This window comes from Bacillus cereus (genome assembly GCF_025917685.1).
Lineage (GTDB): Bacteria > Bacillota > Bacilli > Bacillales > Bacillaceae_G > Bacillus_A > Bacillus_A cereus_AT.
Window position 1 is genome coordinate 3425724 of the sequence record NZ_CP089518.1, and the last position, 25797, is coordinate 3451520.

A 25797-nucleotide genomic window follows, 5' to 3' on the forward strand; every position below is an offset into this window, starting at 1 on the left:
GGAATTCCAGTTGGAACCTTGAATCCATCAGAATCAGTAACTATTTCATTCCAAGTACAGGTTATTACACTTCCAGCTAATAGAATGATTACAAATATCGCATCAGTTACGTATACTTCTCAGCCTGATCCTACTAGACCACCCGTCACAACAACGACAACAACACCACCAATTACGATAGAAGTAAACCCGAATGAGCCAAACACATTTATTAAGACTGCAAATGTAAATAGCGTCCAGCTCGGTGACTTCATAACATATACACTTAGCTTCACTAACAATGGCACTATACCAGCAAATAATTTACTCATTACCGATCCACTACCTCCTGAAGTTACTTTCTATCAGGATTCAGTAACAGTAAACGGCGTATTACGTCCTGGAAGTAATCCAACTATTGGTATTCTTATTGAAACTGTTAATCCAGAGGAATCCGTTATCGTTCGCTTCTTCGTACAAGTAACAAGCGAGCCACAAAATGGCCTTATCCAAAATACTGCGCGAGTTAGATATACACTCAGACCAGACCCTACTAAACCACCGATTCCTGTCGATGAGACTTCAGAACCAAACATCATTCCGTTTATCGGTCCATTCATCTCACCAAACTTAAATTGTTTTTTTAATGGTGAACGGTTTATACGTCGCGGTTGGAACAGAGGATGTTAACAATATAAATAAAAAGACAGCGTTTTTGGCGCTGTCTTTTTACTTAATACATATACAGTTTTAAGTTAGTTTCATATCTTTTTCATTATAAAAACCGTCTTCTTTTTCCATTTCCTTCTGTAATTTCGTAAAGGAACGGTACATCGCAATTCTCCATGACACAATCATCGCAAACGCAAGTAAGAAGAACATACCGCTAAGTTGTCCTAAATCAAGAGATTGACTTAAGTATGTTTTAAATACAATCCGCACTACAAGTAATCCAATTAATATAAAAACAAATGCTTTTGAACGCTTCAAATAAATCTCTTGTCCTCTAATTTCAAATTTAGATGTTTTAATAAGAAAAATAGAGAAAAACAACCCGACACCAATTGCTTCTAACATTTCTGCTGGAGTTAATCGAAATTCAGGAAAAACATACATCAACGCTCCCGTACTCATAAAAAATGGCGGAAGTATAATCTTTTTCAATGTTGCAGGTTTCTTAGCTGCCTTTAAACGAATAAACATCGCACCAACAGCCATACAAACAGCAACGATACTGGATAAAACAACTATGTTCATATTTTCTCATCCTTTTTTGTGGCTATATGCAAAATATACTTTCATTATATGCTTTTCCGTTAGTATTTCCAACATTTTCACAGAATAATACTAAAAACCGGTAAATCCACCAAATAAACTTGAGAAATATACGATAATTTTCGTCATCCAATTAAAATATAAGAATATCCCCATGACAATCATAATGTATCCTCCGATTTTCATGAAAGCCATACTATTTCTTTTAATCCAAGACATTTTCGTAATAAAGAATGAAAGTACGAAAAACGGGATAGCAAATCCAAGTATGTAAGCAATCATATAAATCATTGCCGATTCTGGGTTTGTTGCAGCTAATCCAATTACAGACACTAAAATAGGTCCAGTACATGGTGTCCACCCTGCAGCAAATGCCAATCCAATTAGAACTGAACCAAAATAACCACTCGGACGATTCTTAAAAGTAAATTTACGATCTTGCATTAAAAACTTCGGCTTAAACACACCGACAATTATAAGACCGAACACGATGATAAATATACCACCTAACTGTCTAATTAAATCTTTATAATCCGTAAAGATGCCTCCGATAAAACTTGTACCAAATCCAATCGCAATAAAAATAATTGAAAAACCAAGTAAGAAAAACGCTGTATGTATCATACTTCTTTTGCGAAGCATTGCATTTTCTTCTTTCAATTCAGAAACCGACATACCTGTTATGTATGATAAAAATGCCGGGTAAAGCGGTAAGCAACATGGGGAAATAAATGATAGAAACCCAGCGCCAAACGCTAAAAAAATACTAATATCTTGCATGATTCCACTCCTCTCCTTACATATTGTAGCAAAAACACATAAAAATACTATGAACAATTCGTGAACTCACTTTAACAACATGATAATAAGAAAAAATACCTTTACAAACAGTTTCTAATAAAACGTTTTCATTTCCTTCTATTATATAGAACAATCTCAATTGGATTATAAAGCTCTTCCTAATTGTTACTAACATAACAAAGGTTTCACAGTTTCTCAAATACTTAGCACATTACAATTAACTTCGCACATATTGGCCTGAAAAAATATTTTTTTCAAATGCTGTCTTTATACAATGTAACGCTGATTTTACAATACTTTAATTATTATTAATTTCAAGATTATGCATAAATATCATACTTTTATTATTATTCTATAAAATGTCGCACTTTTCTTTCAGTTGACCCTTTATTTTTAATTTTGTATACTTCCCTCTAGTTATATATGTCCGTTACGGAACAATTTCATATAGATGGGAGGAATTTTTCATGCTTCGTTATTCTCTTTTAGTTTTATTAGGAGCGTGTAGTTATGGGATTTTAGCTATTTTTGTTAAACTTGCTTATGCAGAAGGATTTTCACTCGGAGAGGTAATTGGTAGCCAATATTTGTTCGGTTGGATTACTTTGCTTACTATTACACTTCTATTTTCTAGACACCGTGTTCCATTAAAACAAGCGTTAATTCTATTCGTTGCAGGAACATCGGCAAGCTTTACTGGAATTTTTTATTATGCTTCATTAAAAACTGTACCAGCTTCTATTGCAATTATACTTTTATTCCAGTTCGTTTGGGTTGGGATTATCATTGAAGCAGTCGCAACGAAAACATTACCTTCAAGAGAAAAAGTTATTTCAGTTATTTTCTTACTTGTAGGTACATTTTTATCAAGTGGTTTACTAGAAAAATCAGCAGGTGATTTCGATACGACTGGAATCATTTTAGGTTTATTATCTGCCGTTACATTCGCAACATACATTTTCGTGAGCGGAAAAGTTGCTGTTGAAGTGCCTTCATTACCGCGCGGTGTTCTTTTAATGGCTGGTGCTTTAACTTTAGTAATGCTCGTATTCCCGCCAACATTTATTATGAACGGTGCCATTTCTCAAGGGCTTTGGAAATACGGCTTAGGATTAGGAATATTTAGCATCGTTATTCCATCTATTGCCTTTACAATTGGCATTCCAAAAATCGGTTCTGGATTAGCAACTATTCTTGGTGCAGCAGAACTACCAGTTACAACTATTATGTCTGTATTCGTTTTAAAAGAAGCTGTACTATCTTCACAATGGTTCGGTGTATCACTTATTTTAATCGGTATTGCAATCCCGCAAATTGCCTATGCAATGCGTGGACGCTATCAAAAACATCATACACATAAAAAAGTGGCTGCATAAACGAGAGAGGATTTTCACTTGAGAGTCCTCTCTTTTATTGTTGTATACTTATAGTAAATACTTCGTTTAAGAAAGAGGGCATAATACGTGGCATCTATTCCAAATCAATTAACAGAAAAACTTATTTCTATTCGTCGACATTTACATGAGTATCCAGAACTATCGTATGAAGAGTTTGAAACAACAAAAGCGATAAAAGATTGGTTAGAAGAAGCAAACATTACTATTATTGATTCCAATTTAGAAACAGGAATTATCGCTGAAATTTCTGGTAATAAAAACGGTCCCATTGTAGCAGTTCGTGCTGATATTGATGCCCTTCCTATTCAAGAAGAAACAAATTTACCGTACACTTCGAAAAATCACGGTAAAATGCATGCTTGCGGGCATGATTTTCATACAGCTGCTACTATTGGTGCAGCCTATTTATTAAAGGAAAAAGAATCTTCTCTTAACGGAACTGTCCGCTTTATATTCCAGCCAGCTGAAGAAAGTAGTAATGGCGCTTGCAAAGTTATTGAAGCTGGACATTTACAGGATGTACAAGCTATCTTTGGTATGCATAATAAACATGATTTACCAGTAGGTACAATCGGTATTAAAGATGGGCCACTAATGGCTGGAGTTGATCGGTTTGAAATTGAAATTCACGGAGTTGGTACACATGCAGCTGTACCAGATGCTGGCGTAGACCCTATTGTCGCATCTTCTCAAATTGTTATGGCACTGCAGACAATTGTAAGTCGGAATATAAGTTCATCTCATAATGCAGTTGTTAGTGTTACAAACATCCATTCAGGAAATACGTGGAACGTTATTCCTGAAAAAGCTACGTTAGAAGGAACTGTACGTACATTCCAAGCTGAAACACGTGAAAAGATTCCAGCATTAATGGAGCGTATTATTAAAGGGGTTTCTGATGCACTAGGTGTAAAAACAGAATTCCGATTTTACCCAGGCCCCCCTGCTGTTCATAACGATAAAACACTCACTAATCTTTCTATTCAAATTGCAGAGCAAATGAATCTAAACGTTATCTCTCCTACACCATCAATGGCCGGAGAAGATTTTTCTTTTTACCAACAAGAAACACCAGGTTCATTCGTCTTTATGGGAACAAGTGGTACACATGAATGGCATCATCCAGCTTTTACAGTAGATGAGCAAGCATTACCTATTAGCGCGGAGTATTTCGCCTTATTAGCCGAAGAGGCTATTCATCAATTAGCACATACAAAAAGCCGTTAAGTTAATCCTTAACGGCTTTTGCTTATGCTGTTAAATCTCGTTTTATAAATATTGTATAGGAAATCCCTAGAAATACAATTAAATACAGAAGAAGCATACAAGAAGCGAATGGGAATGTTACCCCATCAATAAAGCTTCCATTCTTTGAAATACTATATAAATCTGTGTTTGCTGGCAATAAATATTTCGCCCATTCATATCTAGTTGCTGCTATTAACGCAATATTTCCTGATAAAGCAAGAAATAGCGAAATACCAATTGCGCCGCCACTAGATCTCGTTAAAACAGAAATCATAAACGCAAACGCTGCGTACACAATAGTTGGCAACCACGATAAAACATAATACTTACTTACTTCCATAAAAATGTTTTGTTTTATTATATTTCCATCTTGGAAAATAAATTCACTCCATGCAGGCTGTTGGAATTTATAAATAACAAGTCCACATAAAGCGGAGAAAATCATATTAAATATAAACAATAACGCTGCAAATATAACGATTGCTAAAAATTTTGCTGTTAATATTTTAAATCGATTTGCCGGACGGATCGTTAAAAATTTATATGTTCCCCAGCTGTATTCATTCGCAAAAATTGTACTTGCATACACAAGAATAAACGGAAGCAAAATTGGAAATACGATAAAACCTGTATCTCTCATAAATGAAAGCGGAGAACTACTTGACGGTGCTGTGTCCGTATCTAAATACTTCATTTTAAGCTGATATTCCTTTACAAGCTCGTCCCCTGACTTTTCTGCTAAAATATCCGCTTTTTTCATGCCGAGTTTTTTCTCTATTTCTACAGTGCGTTCTGTATAATCCGCTTTCCACCCTTTTGTTTCTGGCTCTAAATACTTGACCGTAACCCATCCTAATCCAATAATTAATACTGCAATAACTGCAAAAGGAATAATCGTTCGCTTTCGCTTAAATATTTTATACAACTCGTTATAAACTAGATTAAACAATATCTTTTCCTCCTGTTAATTCTAAAAACTGCTCTTCTAGCGTTTTTCTTTCTTCATATACACGATAAACTTGAATGTTTTTCTCCATCAATGTACGAAGAATATTTGGAATTTCTTCATCTTTCACGTTTATAACTAATTCGTTTTCTTCTACTAAAACATCGTATTCTAAAACTTCTTTCGCTTTATTCACATCATCTACACGTATATGTATTTTTTCCGTTTCTTCCTTTTTGTCACTTTGAATATTTTGTGTTGCGACATATTCTCCGTGCTGAATAATAATAACTCTGTCACACATTAATTCTACTTCTGAAAGTAAGTGACTAGATACAAGAACCGCCTTTCCTTGTTCATGTGCAATTTTCTTTATGTACATCCGCATTTCATGTATACCACTAGGATCTAATCCGTTCGTTGGTTCATCTAGTATTAATACGTCTGGATCATGAATAAGCGCCTGAGCAATTCCTAAACGCTGTCTCATACCGAGTGAATATGCTTTTACTTTACGATCAATTACTTGTCCCATCCCTAGCAATTGCACTACTTCATCGATACGTTCTTCGGTCACATTGCCATTCATTCTTCCGAAATATGTTAAATTTTCATAGCCGCTTAAGAAAGGATAAAATTCCGGTGTCTCAATTACAGCACCAATTTTCGCAGCAGTTTTTTCAAATTGCTGTTTTACAGATTGACCATCAATCCATACTTCTCCTTCTGTCATACGAATCATTCCAACCATCATTCGCATTAATGTCGTTTTCCCAGCACCATTTGGTCCTAATAAGCCAACTACTTCACCTTTTTTCACTTCAAAACTAATATTTTCTACTAACGTCTTTGAACCAATTCGCTTTGTTAATCGATCAACTTTTACGATCGCTTGCTCATTTATCATTCCATACAACCTTTCTTCTTAACTCTTTTTTTCAGTTCTTCCCACTGTATCATGATTAATAACATGTGTAAAATGAAGAAAAAGCCATGATTTCTCATGCCTTTCTCCTCGTTTCATATGACTTTTCATTTTTTAACCTTTGTATAAATCTACAACATTGCCACATCGATATTATAATGACGGTTATCATAACAACTGCTGTTACCATTATCGCATACAACGTAATTGGTGCATTTGTTACTCCTTGGATTCCTACTACTTTCATAAAAATAATAATAAATAATTTCAGAAATAACATACCATGAATTAATCCGAAAACGAAAGCTCCTCCGTAAGTTAATAATTGCTCCTGGCATAATAAACATAACATTTCTTTTTTCTTCATATTCACTACTTCATACGATCTAAACTCCTCTCTTCTACTCTGTAAAAGAGAGGCTGTCATTTTATAAGTAATGAACATACACACAAAAATTACAAATAGAAACATTGCATAAAACCACTTTACAAATATAGGTGTATATTCCGCTTTACTTATTACAGCTTCATTGAACCGGAATGATATCATAAAAAAACAAACCATTGTATTCATAGCAATCCACATAAATTGTTTTAACCTTTTGGTAGCAAATGTTTGTATATTTTTTCTCGTCAACCGAAATAAAGACATAAATTTCTTCCCCTACCTTACTTCATAACATACGTATTCTATACTACTAGTGTATAAAAATATGACATTTTAAACATCGCACTTCAATCGGAATCTTTACTAAGCCTTTAGTCCTAGAAAATAAAATGGGAATAAAACCATTTATATACTATAATTGTAAAAAGCAGGGGTTATACGCGTGTAAAATTACTGTTTATTCTTTCTTTGTTACTTTTCACTAGTTGTGTAGCCCACTAAAAAACAATGAAGGTGCCACTGTTAAACCATATAAGTTAACAAAAGAGCAATCTGATATTTTACAAATGACTCCTATAGGAGAAGGAAATAGAATGTTTTATAACGTTACAATCAAAAATAATAAAGATGAACTCCATGCTACAATTGACTATTATCAAAATGGTAAAAAAGTAAAAGAAATTGCTAACATAGCTTCATCACATTTTTCAGAAAAGAACATAAGGCTTTCCTTCATAGCACCACATCTCCAATTTGATAAAGATGTACAAGAAAAAGGCCAATGGTATATTAATATCAACGGTGGTTCAACGCTTGTTCCTGAAGAGTCTCCTCCAATCGTAAATAGTTCTGCAACTACTACAATTCAATCTACTAAAAACGTAAAATACAATCAAAAAACGATTTTAGCCGCTGTAATCCCAACAAATAAAGAAACTATAAGCGTCCCTACAATTGATGAAGAAACGGATATTGATCTACTCTTAAAAGAAAACGAACATGTTTATCTATTTAGTATCGAGCTAAAAAAACAATAAAGCGGAAATGCAATTTAGGTGCATTTCCGCTTTATTGTTTAACAAGGTGTAGTTTTGTGTATCTTAATTAAATCCCTTCTCCGTCATGGTTACTGCTCACCCTTCTCATCTTCCACTTCAATCCTTTTTTTCTCTCTTGCAATTTTCAAAAACTCTAAAAGCTCTGGGTTAGTATTCATTTTTTTATAAGCTACCGACATTTCTGCAACAAAATTAGAATCATATAACTCTTTATATACAACTTCTGTTTTATATAATTTATTTGCCGATACAGGGATTACTGTAATCCCAATCCCTGCTGCTACAAGCCCCATAACTGTTTGATATTCTGTTGCTTCTTGTACAATTTGAGGACTAAAGCCAACCTCTCGACAAAGAGATAAAATTGTATCATACAACGCCGGCCATACTGGTCTCGTAATAAATACAAACGGTTCATCGCGTAAATCTTCTATATGTATTTCATCTTTCTCTGCAAGTGGATGTGCCTTTGGCAAACATAAAGTACAAGATAACCTTTGAATTGGTTCTAACTCTAATAATTGTGTTGGAATTGGTGGACGTAAAAATCCAATATCAATACGATTATCATGAAGTGCATGCACTTGATCTGGTGTAGATAATTCATGTAATGCGACAGACACTCTCGGAAATTTCTTTCTATACTCCCTGACGATAGACGGTAAAATATCATATATCGCCGCACCTACAAAACCAATTGAGAGTGATCCAACTTCTCCCCTTTGCGCACTTTGTGCAACTTCTACTGCTTTTTCAATTTGCTCAAACGCTTTTTTTACTTCTTTTAAAAACATTTCTCCTGCTTCTGTTAATTCAACCTTTCTCTTCGTTCTTGAAAATAACAGAACTCCCATTTCTTTTTCTAATTGCTGAATTTGTTGACTAAGTGGTGGTTGTGTCATTTGTAAACGAGCAGCCGCTCGTCCAAAGTGTAACTCTTCTGCCACAACAACAAAATATTGCAAATGCCGTAATTCCATTTTGGACACCCTTTTCACTTTCAATTAATACGTCTAATATATTAATAACATATAATTTATATATTAGACAAATATTTTGAATGAACGTATAGTAGAAATTGTTAATTCTTTTTTACAATTTTTATGTAAAAAAAGAAAGAGGTGGTTACTGTATGAAATGGTGGAAGTTAAGCGGGCAAATTTTATTATTATTTTGTTTCGCTTGGACAGGTGAATGGATCGCAAAACAGGCACACCTCCCAGTTCCAGGAAGCATAATCGGTATTTTTTTATTATTAATTTCATTAAAATTTAACCTGGTGAAAAAAGAGTGGATACAAGACGGAGCAGACTTTTTATTAAAAGAACTTATTTTATTTTTCATTCCTTCTGCAGTCGCTGTCATACGCTACAAAGATACACTATCACAATATGGAATCGATCTCATTTTAATTATCGTGATTAGTACACTTTGTGTCACTCTCGTAACGGGACTATTAACAGAATTGCTATTAAAGCGGAAAGGATCAACACAATGATCGGCTTTCTTTGTTTGCTATTAACACTATTCACATATTGGGTATCTAAAAAAATGTATCAACGCTGGAATTGGAGCTTACTTTCTCCCCTTCTTGTATGCCCAATCATTTTAATTGCTTTATTACTCGGATTAGATACACCATACGAAACCTACGAATCCGGTGGTCATTGGTTAACAGAATTATTAAAACCTGCAACGGTTGCTTTCGCATGGCCAATCTATAAATATTTTGATCTATTAAAAAAACATGGAACTGCTATTTTAATTAATGTCATTGTCGGTTCTTTTCTATCAGTTATTACTTCAGCACTATTAGCTAATTTTTTTCAAATTGATTCATCAATCGAACAGAGTTTAGCACCACATATTGTAACGACACCTATTGCAATGGCTATTTCAGAAATGATTGGTGGCATGTCACAATTAACAGCAGTTTTCGTCGTATTAACTGCCTTAACTGGGGCATTACTCGGTCCTACTCTCATACGCATATGCCGCATTAAAACAGCGCTCGCAAAAGGTATAATGCTAGGTACTAGCGCGAATGGAACCGGAACATCAAAAGCATTTGAAATCGGTCCTGTCGAAGGTACAATTGCAAGTTTATCAATGCTTTTAACAGCCGGAGCTAGTTTAGTTATCGTTCCGCTTTTCTTATCTTGGATACATTAAAAAAGCGAGTGTTTAAACACTCGTTTTTTTATTTATATATTTATTTAAAATCTTATAATCCTCCGGGAAAGATAGCGTTAATTCCTTCATTTCATCTATCCTCTTCCAAGCAATTTCATGTATTAACTCATCAGGATCTTGGATTTTCATACTACCGCCTATTTTTTTAACGACATAATAATGAACGTATACAGGAACCCCGTATGTAATACCTTCTTTTTCGTATATTTTATTTACAACCTCCACATTGTAACCCGTTTCTTCCCAAACTTCTCGAATACAACATTCTTCTAGTGTTTCTCCATTTTCAAGCCCACCACTTGGAACAGACCACCTTTTTTCTTCACCCTTTTGCCCTTGCAACACCATTAAAACTTCATTTCTTTCATTTACACATACTGCTGCACAACCTACCCATCTTTCCATATACATCCCTCCCCTATAAAAATTCACCTTCTTTATCATTTTCTCCTTGAAAAAAGAGGAAAAAAGTAAACTAATGACGAAAAATCACATTAACTTCATAGACAATCCCTTCTTAGAAATTAAAAACGGAAGGATGAAAATATGATTTCTAAATATGTTGTGGAATGTGTCTTTTGTGAAGAAAACCGAAAACCTCGCCAAGCTATCGTAACAGTTCCTGCCACTACTCAGCTACTAGCCATTGAAAAAGTGCGTGCGGAATGTAAACGTCGTTTTGGAAAAGCTTTATTATTGCAAACAGAAATTAAAGAAGAAATAGTTTTTGAACAAAAAGAAAGCTAACCATAAACTGGTCAGCTTTCTTATCCGATCATATTTTCACATGAAGATTAGGGGCATCCTCTTTAAGGATCGGGATTTACCCATTATGTGCGTTCCATAATGGTCATCGAACAATATATTTCTATACAATAAACTATTGAATAGAATAGGGCAAAACTTGTTCGCATTTTTAGAAAAGGGATAGGGATATAATTCAAGTAATACTTCGAATACTCGAACTTTACACTCATTATATTAAAGCAAATCCTTTTATATTGGAAATATGAATTACTTACATAATTCATTCGTAAAATATATTAATAATTTTCTTTACTCTACTAACAACATACATCCAGCTAGTATCGGTGTCATAATCATTGAAAATCTTAAAAGCATGCGAGGTGCATAATTTGTAAACTTAGCTCCTATATATGCCCCTAACATTGTCCCGATTAAAACTTGTACTAATAATACATAATCTAAATACCCTTCCGAACTATATCCAAGCCCACCTCCAATTGCGATTGGTAATATAACAAGCATTGTCGTGCCTACAGATTGCTGAATTGTTAATCCTAATAGAACTATTAATCCAAGTTGGATAAAAGGTGCTGAACCAATCCCAAATGAACCAGCTAACATTCCAGTAACCAGTCCGAGACATATACATTTAATCAAGTTATCTTTCGAAAGTTCGTTACGCCCTTTTAAAGACGACCGTTCCTTTTTTTGAAATATAATTAATCTAATAAACATAAAAATTGCAGATAAAAATAACATTCCCGCTGTAAACCAGTGTAGAAGATTCGCTGGTATTAGCGAACCAAACTTCGAACCAATAAAGGAACCAATTGCTCCAAATCCCCCAACAATTCCGCCTATTACAAGCACAACATTCCCTTCTCTATAATGACTTAATACCCCAGATAATGTCGTAAATGCCATAGCAGTTAGAGATGTTGCAAGAGCAACGTGAATAGGGATATGGAATACTAAAGTGAGTATTGCGATGATAAATCCTGCCCCTCCTGCTCCGACAAACCCTAATAAAACTCCCATTAATAACATTGTTATAATAATTGCCACATATTCCCCCTCCAATATTCCAATTATCTATCACATGCGCACTTCTATACAAACAAAAAGCATCCTAAATGGATGCTCTTTCTACTTTTTCTATATTAATAATATGTACTTACTCTTGATTAATCAAAATAACAGCGGGCCCAGAAACAACTACTCCGGCCACTTCTATCTTTTCAAATTCCATCACTGTAATAGATATAACCCCTTCTCTTTCCATCAATTCCTTACTCAGGACTTCAGTCGGTATTGATTTCACCGTCCTACCTCCTTTTCATTTTATACAAAAAACTACCCAATGCCTCTAAATATATGCATCACCACCACTTTCATTCCTTATTCCAGTCAAAATTCACATCCCCTTTCTATAACATATTGAAAAATAAAAAAGCACTCGCCAAAGCGAGTGCCTTTTCATTATTTACTCTCTATTACTTTTAACATTCTATTAATAAATGCTGCAGATTCCCCACGTGTTGCAGAACCTTTTGGCATAAACTCATTATTCTCATTCCCTTTTACGATACCTAACCCATAAACACGTTGAACCGCCTGTTTATCATACGCTAAATTTTGATCCGTAAATGGTAATGGAACTAAATTACCTTTTATATTTTTGTATTGCAATGCACGATCAATCATAATGACAGCTTCATCACGTTTAATCGTATCATTCGGAGCAAATATATCATTTCCTCGTCCACTTATAATCCCAGCACTAGCTGCACGATTAATACCATCTACTAGTGATGGATGAGCTGTGCTTATATCTTTGAAATTCGATTTCCCCTCTGGTAATTGCAATGATCTTGAAACTAAATTCGCAAATTCACCACGTGTTACAAGGCGTTCTGGCCAGTAAGAACCCTTTCCGTCTCCAACCATAATACCTCTTTTATCTAATTCACGAATATCCGCTTCATACCAACCGCCTGTAATATCATCTTTATGATTTGCATCATAATAAGCTTTTGTTCCCTGTAAGAATGGTTCCCATGCATTATTATTTATCATAATAGCCGGACAATTCTTTCCGCTCCAAAATTGATGTTTTTTCACATTTTCTAAAGGAATATTTAATTCCCCCATTAAATAGGCTGCTAGTTTGCGAGCATTTTCCACAGCTTTATTATAATCACCATCTTGATTGACAGCAATTTCAATTGCAATGGATTCTCTATTACCAGTTCCTTCTGCTCCATCTCCAGCATGCCAACCATTTTCATTTAATGGTAGATGTTGATAAATTTCTTTATCATCTACTGTAAAATGCCAAGATGCTGAACGATCAGTCGTTCCTGTTGCTTGACTGTATAAATATTGTGCATGGTTTTTAGCATTTGCTCCAACACTATAATTATCTGTCTCATGAATTGTAATGTATTTTGGTTTCATCGCATTGCCTGGACGAATATTTTCATTTCCTGTTGGCACAATCATTTCCTTTAATGGTACACCGTAAATATCCGTTGTTTTCTCTGCTGATGGCGCTGCATACATAACAGCTGCACGTTTTGTACGTGTTGGTGTTGTGTCTTGAATAAGCGAGGCCTTTGTCCCTTCAAATTTTGCTGAAGGTGCATAAATCCATTTCACCTCATTATCTATTTGGACTTGGAACCACTTTCCAACTTGTCCAATTGCAATAATTGTTTGCGGTTGTAACACTTTCTCATCTTTATATGAATTAAATGGTGCGGTATATGTAGCTGTCTCTTCATTAATTACTAACTTTTCGTTTACCAAGCGATAAACTTCCTTAACCTCTACATTTCCTTCACTATTTTGTATCCACCCAGCTCCAGATGATGTTTCAACATAGTAAGCGTTTCCTTTTCGTTTCTCGGCTTTCACTACTTGATTAGAAAGCTGCACACCTGTTGCTTTTTGTAAATCAGCAGAATCAAATAAAGATGCTGAACTTATTATATGTACAAGAAAATCTCCTTGCGCTTCAGTTGTTACTCCTTTGTCCTCTCCACGCCCATCTTCATCTTTCATATGTTTTTCAATACTTTTTAAAGCTTGCTCTTCAGTTGAAATTGTTACGGTCTTTTCTACTGTGTCAGCATAGGAAAAAGTTGGAATCGTTACCATACTAAATACAATTGATGCAGCTAAAACATTATAAAATCCTTTTTTCATAATAATTATTTAACACGCTTATATCGAAATTCGTGTTAACTTCCCTCCCTAATCTAAAAATTTAATACTATCTAGTAAACTTCTAAACTAAATAACCATTTACAATATAACAAACTCTATCTCATTCGTATAGATAGGAATGACTACTATTTGCCTGTTTTTTCTATATTGGAATATAGAAAAGAAGCTATAAAAGATATAGCTTCTCCTCTCACTATTTCAATCTCGTTGTACCTTATACTCTATAACTCTACCATCTTTATCAAATTGCAAAACAAGACATTCACTATCTATAGGAATGAAACTACGTTCATTCCCAAGATAGTATAGTGTAGTAATTCCCGTTTCCAAACTGCTTGTTTTCGTAGGGACCCCTAACAATTTTATGATTTCCTCGTTTGATTTCCCTATCAATTTATGCCGCTTTAATAAGTCATCTATCATATATACCCGTTTTTCCTCATCATTTAACCACCGATCCTGATTAAAGTTTGAAGTGTATTTATTTAAACTTAATTGTAAAGTGCATACTATCAATGGAATGAGAGCAACCATCATTACAGTGAACAGCTGTTTCTTATCTTTATCACGTCTTGCTGATACATGTAAGACAGCCTTTTGAATAATAACTAGTAGAATAAAAGGCATTGCTACTACAAAAATACTCGTTACACTCAATGACACATGAACCATATCAATAACAAAGATAAACACAAGATACATTAATATATACAAACAAAAATAAATGTACAATATTCCCCACAATATAGAGCTTTTACCTTTCTCCACCCAAATAACACCTACTTTATCCCGTTAGTGACACTCCCAGCTCAAAATTCAGCTGTAAAGAAGTTATGTGGCAGTCGTACTGACCATAAAAGTCCGATTGATGCGGGTTAATAATCAGCCGGGAATGCCCCACTGATTAAAGTTTTACTTCGCAACATAATTCATCTGGCCAATCATATCTCTAATCTTTCGTAGTTCTTGTGCTGTATATATTACTTTACTTGTTAAAACTTCATTTCTGAAAAACGTTACAATTTGCTCTCTATCTTTAAATCTCGGCAATTCTTCATTAGAAAGATCAATAACTTCTTTTCCACTTTCATTTTCAAAATATACAATCGGTTTTATTTTTCCCTTTACAATATCTACTTGCATTTCTTCCAAACAATTATATAAAGTTTGAGATAGTATTTTCGCTTTATACGCTGGATTTCCTTCATTTCTTACTTGCCAAGTTAATGAAGTTCCATCCGTAATAAATTCAAATGTCTCTTCTTTTTCAATTTCATGTTGATACTTACCAATTTCCTCAATCATAAATGAATATATACCTGCATTTTCTCTCGTTAAGCCATGGATTAATTTCCCTGTCCATTCTTTCGTCTCCAGTAGATAAATACCAGTTTTACATAAGATGAGATGATGGATTCGATTATCGTTTACGTCACGTTTATGTCTATCTTTATCACTTCTCATAAAGATATTCGGCATAATATGAAACTCATCTTCTAGTATGATTCCTTGCTCAACAAAACCTCGTTTCATATAATGTAATGCTTCATGTGTATTCACTTCGGCACCATTTTTGGCATACTCTCGTAAATCTGCAATTAAATTTTGAAACATATGTAGTTCATTACTATGCTTATCTTGCATTTCACTACGTTCTTTACTATGTTGAACAGCTAGTTGATTTTTCATCATACGCATATTTTCAAGTTCTCTAGCTGTACTCACTTGTAAATCATTATATTTTTTTTGCTCCATATTCTTTAAAGTACTTTGTTGTTCTTTATGCTCTGTAATCGTAGCTGCAATTTCACTTTCATATGTTTCAATCGCTTGTTTCTTTTCAAATTCTACTTGCTGGCTCTCTGATTCTAACTGTTTATTTTTATAAAACAGTACAAACACTGCAGCTAATAATATTAAAATTCCACCTATTAGCACATACTCCATATTTTTTCTCCTTTATTTCACGTCCGATTATTTTTATAATTATATCGATTATATTATACTATGCTTTTAATATACACTTTGTAAAAATTATATATTTTTAATAAAAGGCACCTCAGTCGAGATACCTTTTAAGTTCACTTTATTGTACACCATACTGAATATAACTTGAATCATAGTATACCCATTGATTTGTCCCTAAGCAAAGCCATCCATCTTGCTTACTCCATACTCGATATGATTCACCATGATGTAACTGTCTTATAACATTCCCATTTAATGATGGAGCGTCTCGCAGATTCACATTATCGCCAGTAATAGTTGCCACATAATGTTTATACTGAATATAACTTGAATCATTATATACCCACTGATTTGTCCCTAAACAGAGCCATCCATCTTGTTCTCCCCAAACTTCGTATGATTCGCCACGATTCAATTGACGAATTACACTAGACTGTAAAGATGGTCCACTTCGTAAATTCACATTATCTCCATTAATTACAGCAACTCCGTATACTGGAGTCGCATTATTAGGCGTGGGAACATTACCTCCACCACTTGCTCCATTTCCTTGTAAAGCTTCTAATGAAACAGCTGCTGATACATCACAATTTCCTACACCTGAAATTTGCCCAGAATCTGTGTACTGCCATGCTGTCCACTCTGTCCATCCACCAGCATCAACAGGCGGTATACTAGAATATCTGGAAACCCATAGTGGAATGTCACTTAACCCGTTAATTCCAAATTCATTAATATACCAAACTCCTGTATATAACATTACATTTTTCCCAGTAGCTTGTTTCACATAATTTACGAAACTTCTTGCCCAATTCGATATAGTCGCACCTGTTAAACTACTATTGCTAGTATCCGTTGGCGATTCTAAATCTAAAACAGGAATTAAGTCCATCTGATTACTCTGTAATATATTCACAAAATATTTCGCTTCTGAAATGGCATCATTTTGTTCTGGGTGCGCAAAATGATATGCACCAATTAATACATTCGCATTTCTCGCAGCTTGTACATTTTGAACGAAAGTAGGGTCAATATAGTTCACACCTTCCGTCGCTTTTGCATACGCCGCTGGAATACCAGATGACTTCACAGCATTCCAATCGATGTTTCCTTCCCAATGAGACACATCGATAAACGTAACATTTGAACTGGATCTATTTTGCATATAAAAGCTCCTATCAATTTTTTTTATTCCGTATACAATATGTATAACTTCCGTTAGTGGACACGACTTTTATGCTATAGTAATAAAGTTCTAATATATTTATTTTGTCGAGATGTTTAAGAAAAAAGTGAAATTGAAACTACACCCTACACCACAAACTCCATTAATACACTTTTAACACCGCAAAAAAGGCCTTGTAATTACAAGGCCTTTTGCAAACTACCTTTATTTTGCAGTAAGTACATATTGTAATAAAGTCCTTGTTTACTAAGTAACTCTTGATGTGCTCCGCTTTCTACAATTTCCCCTTCATGCATAACAAATATTTGATCCGCATCTTGGATTGTAGACAATCTGTGCGCAATCGCTATCGTTGTTCTGCCTTTTCGCATTTGCTGCAATGCCGTTTGGATAGCCTCCTCTGTTTCTGTATCAATATTTGCCGTCGCTTCATCTAACACTAATACTTTCGGATTGGTTGCTATCGTTCTAGCAAAAGCAATTAATTGCCTTTGACCACTAGAAAATGCAGCTCCTCTTTCGACAACTTCTGTATCATACTGCTCTGGTAATTTTTCAATAAACGTATTCGCTTGCACAAACTTTGCCGCTTCCTCTATCTCTTCATCCGTAATCTCTTCATTATACATACGAATGTTTTGCTTTACATTTCCAGCAAATAAAAATGCATCTTGCAGCACAAGACCAATTTTCTTTCGAATTTCTTGTTCTTCAAACTTTTCTAAATCTACTCCGTCTATTACAATATTTCCTGATTTAATATTGTAAAATCTCATTAATAAATTCATAATCGTACTCTTTCCGCTACCAGTATGCCCTACAAAAGCAACCGTTTGCCCTGGCTTTACATGAAAAGATACATTTTTTAAAACGTCACGCTTTCCATCATATGAAAAAGTAACATCTTTAAACTGAATTTCCCCATTAGCTACTCGTGGCTGTTCACTCCCAATTTGAACAGGAGCTAAATCTTTATCATCCATTAAATGAAATACACGCGATGATGAAACAAGCGCTTGCTGGAAGAAAGATAGTTTCATCATCATCTCATTTACCGGCTGGAAGAAACGATGAATATAGTTAACGAAAGCATATAAAACCCCTACTTCAACAGGACTCTTTAAAGCATCGATTCCGAATAAACCAAGTACTAACGCAATTGCTACAATATGAACAAGATCTGTTGCTGGACGTAAAAGTAATGCATCTAATTTCAATGTACGACGTCCAGCATTAAAATGTTTATTGTTCACTTCTTCAAATTCTTTTCTCATCCGCTTTTCTTGTCGGAACACCTGAACAATATTCATACCTTGAATGGACTCATTTAACTTTGCATTTAATATACTCAGCTGATTACGTACCTCTAAATAAAAAGCTGCACTTTTCCGTTGATACAACACCATAATTGCAAACATTATCGGAATTAATATGAGCGAAAATAGCGCTAATTTTACATCTAATAAAAACATCGCTACTAAAATCCCTACTAAAAAGACTACATTTTTCACGAATGTTGATAGTACACTAACATAAAAATCCTTAATCGCTTCTGTATCATTCGTTATGCGGGATACGAGCGTACCAATCGGCGTACGATCAAAGAAGCTTAATGACAATTTTTGAACATGTTCATACACTTCAACTCGCATATCTTGGACAATCTTAAAAGCGATATTTTGAAAGTACAATAAGTCTAAATAAGTAAATAATACTTTTAATAAATGAGCAATAATATACACTACAAATAGGGTTACAAGTGCTGATTGTTCAAAGTTACCTGGCACTAAGTGTTCATCAAGAAATTGTTTAATTAAAAAAGGACCCATCATTTCAGTTACAGTTGCACCAACTAGAAATAAAAATGCTAACGCTAATAACCCTTTATAAGGCCTCATATAAGAAAGCAACCTTCTTAAATCACTCCGTTTTTTCTCAGCCATCATACGCCTCCTTTCTCTACTAATGCCTCTAACTGCTGGCTTTCGTACATTTCTTTATACCAACCATTTTCTTTCATTAATTGCTCATGTGTCCCTCGCTGCATAACCCTACCTTCATCAATAACAAGAATAAGATTTGCATGCTGAATAGCACTTAAACGATGGGCAGTAATAATCGTCGTTTTCTCTGCTCTTTCTCGTTTCAATGCAGTTAAAATAGTTTCTTCTGTTTTTGCATCTACGGCTGATAAACAATCATCTAATATTAAAATTTCAGCATTTGTTAATAATGCACGCGCAATAGAGATTCGCTGTTTTTGACCTCCTGATAGTGAAACGCCCCTCTCACCTACTAGAGTGTCATACCCTTCTGGAAATTGAAATATATCATTATGGATACAAGCAATATCAGCAGCTCGGCTAATTTCTTTATATGTAGCATCGGCCTTTCCAAAAGCAATGTTCTCCCCAATACTCGCTGAAAATAAAAAGTGATCTTGCGGTACATATGAAATTGCAGAACGCACACCGTGAAGTGTTAAGTCTCGAATATCCCGCTCCCCAACTTTTAATTCACCATTAAAATGATCATACTCTCGAATTAAACATTTTAACAACGTCGTCTTCCCTGCACCGGTACGTCCTACAATTCCTAACGTTTCACCCTTTCTTAAATTAAAGTAAATATCTTTTAAGTTTAATAGTTCATTCTTTTTATAAGAAAACGAATCAACAGCGAACGAAACATCACCACTTGCTATAGTATTTATAGCATTGTCCCTATTCACTACATCTGAAGTTTGTGAAAGTATTTTCTCCACACGATCATACGAAGCACGTCCACGCTCCATAATATTAAATAGCCATCCAAAGGCTAACATTGGCCATACAAGTGTCCCTAAGTACGTTGTAAATGTTACCAATTCACCTACAGTTAATTCACCCCGTACGACTAATAATGATCCGTAACAAATTGCGATCAAAAATGAAAATCCGACAATTAAAGAAATCGTTGGATCGAATAACGAGTCAATACGTGCAACTAGCATATTTTTGTGTACGACATCTTCAGATTTTTTCCGAAACGCTTGTAAATCCTCTTTCTCTTGTCCAAGTGAGCGAATTACCTTCATCCCACTCATACTTTCTTGTACTTTATCATTGATTTCAGAAAACGATTGCTGTGCCTTATGAAATCTTCTATGCAATAAAGTTCCATAATAATTTGTAGAAATAGCTACAATTGGCATCGGAATTAAACTTAATAACGTTAACTTCCAACTAATTGTAAATCCCATCGCTACGAGTACACATCCTCCAACAGCTAAGGAATCAACGAGTGTTAAAACACCTGACCCCGCAGTTTGCTGAATCGCCTGAATATCATTTGTCGCATGTGCCATCAAATCGCCTGTGCGACGTGATTGATAAAAGGATGGGCTCATCTTAGTAAAATGTTCATATAAATTCTTTCGCAGTTGACGCGCTAGCTTTAAAGAAGATCCAAAAATCATAATACGCCATAAGTAACGTAATATATACATCGTAATTCCTACAACTACTAATAGAATAACCCAGTTCAACAATTTTTCAGACGTTAATGTTCCATTATTAATTTCATCTACTACAATCCCTAGTACTCTTGGCGCTACAAGTTCAAGAAGCGCGACACCAAATAACATAATAATTCCGATTATGTACGCTCGTTTTTCTTGCTTAAAAAACCAAGCTAAATTAAAAAACACTTTCATATTTATCCTCCTCCCTTAAAATGAGCGATGTTTTCAGTTTAACAAAAACACAGAATTTTTAAAAGTTTTAAACACTTATTATCCCCAAAAGAAAAGGACACTCGGTAAGAGTGCCCTTTTCTTTTGGAAAGATTTTTGCCCCATTTGCATCAAAACCCTTATACATCAAGGTTTGACGACTATTTCCCACCGCTATTTTTGTTAAGAAAAATATAGCACATCTTCATTTACCTTGTCTATAAAATTCCAGTATCTTATACAAAAGTGGTTTATCATTCGTCTATTTTTGTAAAATCGTCACTTCACAAGTTAAAATCATTTACTGCTTTTGTCCAAACTCTTTCATCCAAGCAACCTCAGAAGAATAATGTTCTATTCAGCAACCAAATCTATTTTTAAATATTTCACCTTTGAAATCATATCACCACTATAACTATCCTTACATTGTGTTTTTACAATTAAAATTGCATTCCCCTCATTTTCTTAGTTATTTTGGGTCTGGAACGCTTTTAATATCATTAGTATATTTGTTTAACAATTCTATGGCTTTCTGTTTTAATTCTAATCCTTCTTTCATTTTGCTTGAATTTAATTCCTCTACTGAGAGTATTATTTTCACTCCACTATCCATGTAAGTTTCATAACTTTTTAATAATGTTTCATGATGTTGTTTATATGCATCTGGAATATGTTGTTGTGGGTATGTTTTTAATGTGTCATAATCATTTCCAATTGCTTTGTATCCATTTCTTATAGCATCTTTCCACTTATTGTCTCCAAACAAACTTGTGTTATTATTTGCTTCCATAAGAAGTTTCTCTATAAGTTTGTTCGATATACCAGTTTTTTCAGTAATGATGACTATATTATTAACATATTTTTGTCTTTTTTCTTTCTCAATATTAACTAAATCTATTTTTGGCTCTTCTTTAGCCTGTTCAACCTTAGTTTGTTCTACTTTTTCTTCTACTTTTGGTTCTTCATTTTTAGGTTCTTCTTTGACTGTATCTGTCTTTGACGAACATCCAGCCACTAATGCCACCATCAATAGCGTAACTCCCCATTTTTTCAACATTTTCATATCCCTGCTCCCCTTTTATGAATTTCACACTACCACTAATAAAAATACCATGTTTTTCCATACACATGAACTTCCTATTATGTAATATTTTCAAAAATCAGATTCCCGTAAACCTTCAAAAAATATTCTACTACGAGAATTGTTCATAGTAGAATGCTTACATTTTTCATACTTCTTTAAAATTCATTTAAAGTATTCTTTTTATTGTATGAAGGAAATGGCGGAAGCAGACTGAACGAAGTGAGGTAATGAGCCGAAGGCGAACAGGGGAGCGTTAGCGAAAGAAAGATAGGAGAACCTTCCTTTTTTACTATCTATAGAAATCTTTTTAAATGCTTCATTTCTTGGCGCTTGTTCTTCATTGTCTTAGGTGTGAACCCTTTTGCAAACAGTGGTACAAATACTCTTCAATTACATCTTCTAATTCCAACAAAAAAACCACCTTTCCCATTGGTTTATATTCCAACAGAAAAAGTGGTTTTTAAGAAAAACAAAGCAAATTTCGTGAAAATTTCAGAGAAAGATAAACCAATGAATACATTGAGTTTATTCATTCACACGAAATTAATACTTATATCATATTGATGAAACGCTTGCGGCTCTAAGGATTACCCATCCGCTTATTTCGTTTGTTGCTTGCTCATCGCGCTCATCATTTGATTGATTTTCTTTTGGGAAGGTTTTTGTCCCATTTGCATCATCATCATTTTTAACATTTGTTCATTAATTGGTGGATTTTTTTCTAAGTAGTTCATCATGTATTTGCGGGCAATGAAAAATCCTAACGCCACGCCTGCTACTAGTGCTACTACGCCCACTAGAATACCTAACCAAATTGGCATATATTTTCCTCCTTCATGTTGTCTACCTTACAGTGTACTAAAACCTTTTCAATAAGACAAGATAGAATTCGACATTTTTTACACATATGTTCGTACTTGTTTTAAAGGATTCAGCCATCCATACTTTGTATTTTCATAATCCATAGCTAAAAATGTTAATTCACACTTTCTTAACACCTCAAAGAAAGTCGTTTCCATAGAGACATTTCCAGAGGTATTCATGCGAATATAGTGTGGTTTCACCATTATTTCGCCATATTCCGCTCCCGTAAAAAGTGTATGTGTACGATGTGTTCTATCATATTTACCAAGAACGCGCAAAGCTTGCTCTAATTTATGATGAATTTTCATTACTTGTAATGGCATCGTTATATACATCATTTGTTTATATAGTACTTTTTTCTCTGAAAGGGACCCAGATTCTGAAAATCGAGCAAATAAATCAAAAAACAAATATTCACGACCAAAATAAGCTTTCGCAATATCCTCTTGAATTAAATACAATTCATACGTTTTCATTTTTCCCCTCCCAATCTGGACAACCTTTTCTCTTCATTATATAGAAAAAAATTTGCAATGATTGTCTGACTGCGGAGAGATAAAAAACTTTTTCTGTCGAAAATACTCATTTACATAGAAAAACCTCTCCATGCCGGAGAGATTTTTCTAAAATCATTAAAGCATTTCTTTTACTTTACGAACAACGTTCTCTACAGTAAATCCATACTCTTCCATAATCTTCTCACCAGGAGCAGAAGCACCGAATGTATCGATACCTAGTACATCTCCATCAAGACCTACGTAACGGTGCCATCCGATTGTAGCACCCATTTCAATCGCGAAACGTTTTGTTACTGCTTTTGGTAGTACAGATTCTTTGTACTCAGCAGTTTGAGCTTCAAAGCGATCCATAGATGGCATGCTAACAACAGCTGCATCAACGCCGTCTGCTGCTAGAGCTTTTTGCGCTTCAATTGCTAAGCTTACTTCAGATCCAGTTGCAATTAAGATTACATCAGCAGTTTCTTTTTTGCTTGCAGAAACTACATATGCACCTTTTGCTACTTTTTCATAAGTGTCGTCTTTTGCACCTTCTAATGTTGGAAGGTCTTGACGAGTTAACACTAATGCAGTTGGTGTTTTTGTTGATTCTAGAGCTATTCTCCAAGCTGCAACTGATTCGTTACCGTCTGCTGGACGAATAACAGAAACGTTTGGCATTGCACGAAGTGCTGCTAATTGTTCGATTGGTTCATGTGTTGGACCATCTTCACCAACAGCAATACTGTCATGTGTAAATACATACGTTACAGGCAATTGCATTAATGCTGCAAGACGAATTGCTGGACGTAAGTAGTCAGAGAATACGAAGAACGTACCACCGTAAGTTTTTAAACCGCCATGAAGTGCGATACCGTTCATTGCTGCACCCATTGCGAACTCACGCACACCGTACCAAATGTTTTTTCCGCTGTAATCAGCTCTTGTAAAGTCTTTTTCGTTATTCATGTATGTTTTGTTAGAACCGGCAAGGTCAGCAGATCCACCGAAGAATGATGGTACAGACTCTGCAATTGCATTAATTACAGCACCTGAAGAATTACGTGTTGCTGCTTTTGATCCTAATTCATAAGTTGGTAAGCTTTGTTCCCAACCTTCTGGAAGAAGACCGTTCATTGCTGCTTGCAGTTCGTTTGCTAATTCTGGATATGCTTGTGCATATTCACCTAGCATCGTGTTCCAAGCCGCTTGCGCTGTTTCACCAACATCTTGTACTGTTTTACGGAAGTTGTCATATACTTCTTCTGCTACATGGAAGTCTTGTTCAGCAGTCCAAGCGTATGCTTCTTTCGTTAATTTTGTTTCGTCTACACCAAGCGGAGAACCGTGTGAAGCTGATTTTCCTGATTTGTTTGGAGAACCGAAACCAATTGTCGTTCTTACTTCAATTAGCGTTGGGCGTTTTTCGTCAGCTTTCGCTTCTTCAATTGCTTTCGCGATTGCTTCAATATCGTTTCCATCCTCAACACGGATTACTTGCCATCCGTATGCTTTGTAACGATCTTCTACACTTTCAGAGAATGAACGATTTAAATCGCCATCTAATGAAATATCGTTTGAATCGTAAAGCACAACAAGACGACCTAATTGTAAATGAGCAGCTAATGAAGATGCTTCAGCAGAAACGCCTTCCATTAAATCTCCATCACCACAAATAGCGTATGTATGATGATCTACTACATTATACGCATCACGGTTATATTTAGCCGCTAAATGTCTTTCAGCCATTGCCATACCTACAGCAGTTGCAATACCTTGTCCAAGTGGACCAGTAGTTGCGTCTACACCTGCTGTATGACCGTACTCAGGATGTCCTGGAGTTTTGCTTCCCCATTGACGGAAGTTCTTTAAGTCATCCATTGTTACATCATAACCAGATAGGTGAAGTAGGCTGTATAATAACATTGAACCATGACCTGCAGATAATACGAAACGATCGCGGTTAAACCACGTTGGGTTATTTGGATTGTGTTTCATAAATTGAGTCCATAATGTATAAGCCATTGGTGCTGCACCCATTGGCATTCCTGGGTGACCAGAGTTTGCTTTTTCAATCGCATCAATGGATAATGTGCGAATCGTGTTGATAGAAAGTTGTTCGATTGAATGTGACATGCTATTCTTCCCTTCGCGTATGTTAGTAAACGTTTTATACATTTATATGATAGCTTCCCACGCAAGATTATACAACATGTATCGACAAATATGTTGATGTTTTTTTGATTTCCCATAAAAAATACAGTGATTCAGGGAATGTATGGGCATTCAATATGACATACT

The 25797-nt window shown here is 34.9% G+C and carries 25 protein-coding genes and 2 pseudogenes; 7 read left to right on the forward strand and 20 right to left on the reverse strand.

What is annotated here, in order from left to right:
• A pseudogene (locus LUS72_RS17755) lies at window positions 1–669 on the forward strand (DUF11 domain-containing protein); the annotation flags it as partial.
• A 60-nt stretch (window positions 670–729) separates the two neighbouring features.
• Here LUS72_RS17755 and LUS72_RS17760 read toward each other — a convergent pair.
• The 3 genes from LUS72_RS17760 to LUS72_RS27285 all read right to left on the reverse strand — a co-directional run bounded on the left by LUS72_RS17760 (window position 730) and on the right by LUS72_RS27285 (window position 2200).
• The gene (locus LUS72_RS17760) at window positions 730–1236 is read right to left on the reverse strand and encodes a CcdC family protein (RefSeq protein ID WP_001028639.1); all 507 of its coding nucleotides are present in this window, start codon (window positions 1234–1236) and stop codon (window positions 730–732) included.
• Between the two features lie 90 nt (window positions 1237–1326).
• Window positions 1327–2034 carry a cytochrome c-type biogenesis protein CcdA gene (gene ccdA, locus LUS72_RS17765; protein ID WP_071747706.1) on the reverse strand — a complete coding sequence of 236 codons (708 nt, stop codon included), beginning with the start codon at window positions 2032–2034 and terminating at the stop codon, window positions 1327–1329.
• A gap of 16 nt (window positions 2035–2050) precedes the next feature.
• The gene (locus LUS72_RS27285; protein WP_306475211.1) at window positions 2051–2200 is read right to left on the reverse strand and encodes a peptidase T; all 150 of its coding nucleotides are present in this window, start codon (window positions 2198–2200) and stop codon (window positions 2051–2053) included.
• A gap of 322 nt (window positions 2201–2522) precedes the next feature.
• Here LUS72_RS27285 and LUS72_RS17770 point away from each other — a divergent pair, with 322 nt between their 5' ends.
• A complete protein-coding gene (locus LUS72_RS17770; protein WP_264447600.1) occupies window positions 2523–3431 on the forward strand; it encodes an EamA family transporter in 909 nt (302 codons plus the stop codon).
• Between the two features lie 87 nt (window positions 3432–3518).
• Window positions 3519–4679, forward strand: a complete 1161-nt coding sequence (locus LUS72_RS17775; protein ID WP_097829114.1) for a M20 peptidase aminoacylase family protein — start codon at window positions 3519–3521, stop codon at window positions 4677–4679.
• A gap of 22 nt (window positions 4680–4701) precedes the next feature.
• Here the strand turns inward: LUS72_RS17775 and LUS72_RS17780 are convergent, their stop codons facing one another.
• The 3 genes from LUS72_RS17780 to LUS72_RS17790 form a co-directional block, all read right to left on the reverse strand.
• Window positions 4702–5649, reverse strand: coding sequence for an ABC transporter permease (locus LUS72_RS17780; RefSeq protein WP_097829115.1), 948 nt, complete (start codon window positions 5647–5649; stop codon window positions 4702–4704).
• A complete protein-coding gene (locus LUS72_RS17785; RefSeq protein ID WP_141533359.1) occupies window positions 5642–6553 on the reverse strand; it encodes an ABC transporter ATP-binding protein in 912 nt (303 codons plus the stop codon). The genes LUS72_RS17780 and LUS72_RS17785 overlap by 8 nt, the downstream gene beginning before the upstream one ends.
• 94 nt (window positions 6554–6647) lie before the next feature.
• Window positions 6648–7223, reverse strand: coding sequence for an FtsX-like permease family protein (locus LUS72_RS17790; RefSeq protein ID WP_097829117.1), 576 nt, complete (start codon window positions 7221–7223; stop codon window positions 6648–6650).
• A gap of 153 nt (window positions 7224–7376) precedes the next feature.
• Here LUS72_RS17790 and LUS72_RS17795 point away from each other — a divergent pair.
• Window positions 7377–7996: pseudogene (locus LUS72_RS17795) on the forward strand (histidine kinase).
• Between the two features lie 89 nt (window positions 7997–8085).
• Here the strand turns inward: LUS72_RS17795 and alsR are convergent.
• Entirely contained in the window at window positions 8086–8997 is a 912-nt protein-coding gene (gene alsR / locus LUS72_RS17800) for an acetoin biosynthesis transcriptional regulator AlsR (protein ID WP_097829118.1), read from the reverse strand.
• Between the two features lie 152 nt (window positions 8998–9149).
• Here alsR and LUS72_RS17805 point away from each other — a divergent pair, with 152 nt between their 5' ends.
• Window positions 9150–9515 (forward strand): CidA/LrgA family holin-like protein, encoded by a 366-nt coding sequence (locus LUS72_RS17805; protein WP_097829119.1) that lies wholly within the window; start codon window positions 9150–9152, stop codon window positions 9513–9515.
• Window positions 9512–10189 carry an LrgB family protein gene (locus LUS72_RS17810; protein WP_097829120.1) on the forward strand — a complete coding sequence of 226 codons (678 nt, stop codon included), beginning with the start codon at window positions 9512–9514 and terminating at the stop codon, window positions 10187–10189. The genes LUS72_RS17805 and LUS72_RS17810 overlap by 4 nt, the downstream gene beginning before the upstream one ends.
• Window positions 10190–10201: 12 nt before the next feature.
• Here the strand turns inward: LUS72_RS17810 and LUS72_RS17815 are convergent, their stop codons facing one another.
• Window positions 10202–10615: an NUDIX hydrolase gene (locus LUS72_RS17815; protein ID WP_097829121.1), complete on the reverse strand. Its 414-nt coding sequence runs from the start codon at window positions 10613–10615 to the stop codon at window positions 10202–10204.
• A gap of 141 nt (window positions 10616–10756) precedes the next feature.
• On the opposite strand from LUS72_RS17815, the gene LUS72_RS17820 reads away from it, so the two are divergent.
• Window positions 10757–10957, forward strand: a complete 201-nt coding sequence (locus tag LUS72_RS17820) for a DUF3903 domain-containing protein (RefSeq protein WP_000624205.1) — start codon at window positions 10757–10759, stop codon at window positions 10955–10957.
• A gap of 309 nt (window positions 10958–11266) precedes the next feature.
• Here LUS72_RS17820 and LUS72_RS17825 read toward each other — a convergent pair whose 3' ends face one another.
• The 12 genes from LUS72_RS17825 to tkt all read right to left on the reverse strand — a co-directional run bounded on the left by LUS72_RS17825 (window position 11267) and on the right by tkt (window position 25632).
• Window positions 11267–12022: a sulfite exporter TauE/SafE family protein gene (locus tag LUS72_RS17825; RefSeq protein ID WP_097829122.1), complete on the reverse strand. Its 756-nt coding sequence runs from the start codon at window positions 12020–12022 to the stop codon at window positions 11267–11269.
• A gap of 109 nt (window positions 12023–12131) precedes the next feature.
• Complete coding sequence (locus tag LUS72_RS17830) at window positions 12132–12278, reverse strand: BC1881 family protein (protein WP_000836278.1); 147 nt, start codon at window positions 12276–12278, stop codon at window positions 12132–12134.
• A gap of 158 nt (window positions 12279–12436) precedes the next feature.
• The gene (locus tag LUS72_RS17835) at window positions 12437–14164 is read right to left on the reverse strand and encodes an S-layer homology domain-containing protein (protein ID WP_264447612.1); all 1728 of its coding nucleotides are present in this window, start codon (window positions 14162–14164) and stop codon (window positions 12437–12439) included.
• 219 nt (window positions 14165–14383) lie between these two features.
• Window positions 14384–14953, reverse strand: coding sequence for a hypothetical protein (locus tag LUS72_RS17840; protein WP_097829124.1), 570 nt, complete (start codon window positions 14951–14953; stop codon window positions 14384–14386).
• A 144-nt stretch (window positions 14954–15097) separates the two neighbouring features.
• Window positions 15098–16132 carry a nuclease-related domain-containing protein gene (locus LUS72_RS17845; protein ID WP_264447614.1) on the reverse strand — a complete coding sequence of 345 codons (1035 nt, stop codon included), beginning with the start codon at window positions 16130–16132 and terminating at the stop codon, window positions 15098–15100.
• A 139-nt stretch (window positions 16133–16271) separates the two neighbouring features.
• A complete protein-coding gene (locus LUS72_RS17850; protein WP_264447616.1) occupies window positions 16272–17318 on the reverse strand; it encodes a GH25 family lysozyme in 1047 nt (348 codons plus the stop codon).
• Window positions 17319–17518: 200 nt separating this feature from the next.
• On the reverse strand, window positions 17519–19282 hold the full coding sequence (locus LUS72_RS17855; RefSeq protein WP_264447618.1) for an ABC transporter ATP-binding protein: 1764 nt from the start codon (window positions 19280–19282) through the stop codon (window positions 17519–17521).
• Window positions 19282–21033 (reverse strand): ABC transporter transmembrane domain-containing protein, encoded by a 1752-nt coding sequence (locus tag LUS72_RS17860; RefSeq protein WP_264447620.1) that lies wholly within the window; start codon window positions 21031–21033, stop codon window positions 19282–19284. The genes LUS72_RS17855 and LUS72_RS17860 overlap by 1 nt, the downstream gene beginning before the upstream one ends.
• A gap of 487 nt (window positions 21034–21520) precedes the next feature.
• Window positions 21521–22114: a hypothetical protein gene (locus LUS72_RS17865; protein ID WP_264447622.1), complete on the reverse strand. Its 594-nt coding sequence runs from the start codon at window positions 22112–22114 to the stop codon at window positions 21521–21523.
• A 620-nt stretch (window positions 22115–22734) separates the two neighbouring features.
• A complete protein-coding gene (locus LUS72_RS17870; protein ID WP_001123316.1) occupies window positions 22735–22956 on the reverse strand; it encodes a YneF family protein in 222 nt (73 codons plus the stop codon).
• Between the two features lie 78 nt (window positions 22957–23034).
• Window positions 23035–23475, reverse strand: a complete 441-nt coding sequence (sirA, locus tag LUS72_RS17875; RefSeq protein ID WP_097829130.1) for a sporulation inhibitor of replication protein SirA — start codon at window positions 23473–23475, stop codon at window positions 23035–23037.
• A 156-nt stretch (window positions 23476–23631) separates the two neighbouring features.
• Entirely contained in the window at window positions 23632–25632 is a 2001-nt protein-coding gene (gene tkt, locus LUS72_RS17880; protein ID WP_097829131.1) for a transketolase, read from the reverse strand.
• Between the last annotated feature and the right edge of the window lie 165 nt (window positions 25633–25797).

Excerpts from the sequence above, each read along its gene's own strand:
- LUS72_RS17760 (WP_001028639.1), bottom strand. The coding sequence starts at position 1,236 with ATGAACATAGTTGTTTTATCCAGTATCGTTGCTGTTTGTATGGCTGTT.
- ccdA (WP_071747706.1), bottom strand. The coding sequence starts at position 2,034 with ATGCAAGATATTAGTATTTTTTTAGCGTTTGGCGCTGGGTTTCTATCA.
- LUS72_RS17770 (WP_264447600.1), top strand. The coding sequence starts at position 2,523 with ATGCTTCGTTATTCTCTTTTAGTTTTATTAGGAGCGTGTAGTTATGGG.
- LUS72_RS17785 (WP_141533359.1), bottom strand. The coding sequence starts at position 6,553 with ATGATAAATGAGCAAGCGATCGTAAAAGTTGATCGATTAACAAAGCGA.
- LUS72_RS17790 (WP_097829117.1), bottom strand. The coding sequence starts at position 7,223 with ATGTCTTTATTTCGGTTGACGAGAAAAAATATACAAACATTTGCTACC.
- alsR (WP_097829118.1), bottom strand. The coding sequence starts at position 8,997 with ATGGAATTACGGCATTTGCAATATTTTGTTGTTGTGGCAGAAGAGTTA.
- LUS72_RS17805 (WP_097829119.1), top strand. The coding sequence starts at position 9,150 with ATGAAATGGTGGAAGTTAAGCGGGCAAATTTTATTATTATTTTGTTTC.
- LUS72_RS17810 (WP_097829120.1), top strand. The coding sequence starts at position 9,512 with ATGATCGGCTTTCTTTGTTTGCTATTAACACTATTCACATATTGGGTA.
- LUS72_RS17815 (WP_097829121.1), bottom strand. The coding sequence starts at position 10,615 with ATGGAAAGATGGGTAGGTTGTGCAGCAGTATGTGTAAATGAAAGAAAT.
- LUS72_RS17820 (WP_000624205.1), top strand. The coding sequence starts at position 10,757 with ATGATTTCTAAATATGTTGTGGAATGTGTCTTTTGTGAAGAAAACCGA.
- LUS72_RS17835 (WP_264447612.1), bottom strand. The coding sequence starts at position 14,164 with ATGAAAAAAGGATTTTATAATGTTTTAGCTGCATCAATTGTATTTAGT.
- LUS72_RS17845 (WP_264447614.1), bottom strand. The coding sequence starts at position 16,132 with ATGGAGTATGTGCTAATAGGTGGAATTTTAATATTATTAGCTGCAGTG.
- LUS72_RS17850 (WP_264447616.1), bottom strand. The coding sequence starts at position 17,318 with ATGCAAAATAGATCCAGTTCAAATGTTACGTTTATCGATGTGTCTCAT.
- LUS72_RS17855 (WP_264447618.1), bottom strand. The coding sequence starts at position 19,282 with ATGGCTGAGAAAAAACGGAGTGATTTAAGAAGGTTGCTTTCTTATATG.
- LUS72_RS17860 (WP_264447620.1), bottom strand. The coding sequence starts at position 21,033 with ATGAAAGTGTTTTTTAATTTAGCTTGGTTTTTTAAGCAAGAAAAACGA.
- LUS72_RS17865 (WP_264447622.1), bottom strand. The coding sequence starts at position 22,114 with ATGAAAATGTTGAAAAAATGGGGAGTTACGCTATTGATGGTGGCATTA.
- LUS72_RS17870 (WP_001123316.1), bottom strand. The coding sequence starts at position 22,956 with ATGCCAATTTGGTTAGGTATTCTAGTGGGCGTAGTAGCACTAGTAGCA.
- sirA (WP_097829130.1), bottom strand. The coding sequence starts at position 23,475 with ATGAAAACGTATGAATTGTATTTAATTCAAGAGGATATTGCGAAAGCT.
- tkt (WP_097829131.1), bottom strand. The coding sequence starts at position 25,632 with ATGTCACATTCAATCGAACAACTTTCTATCAACACGATTCGCACATTA.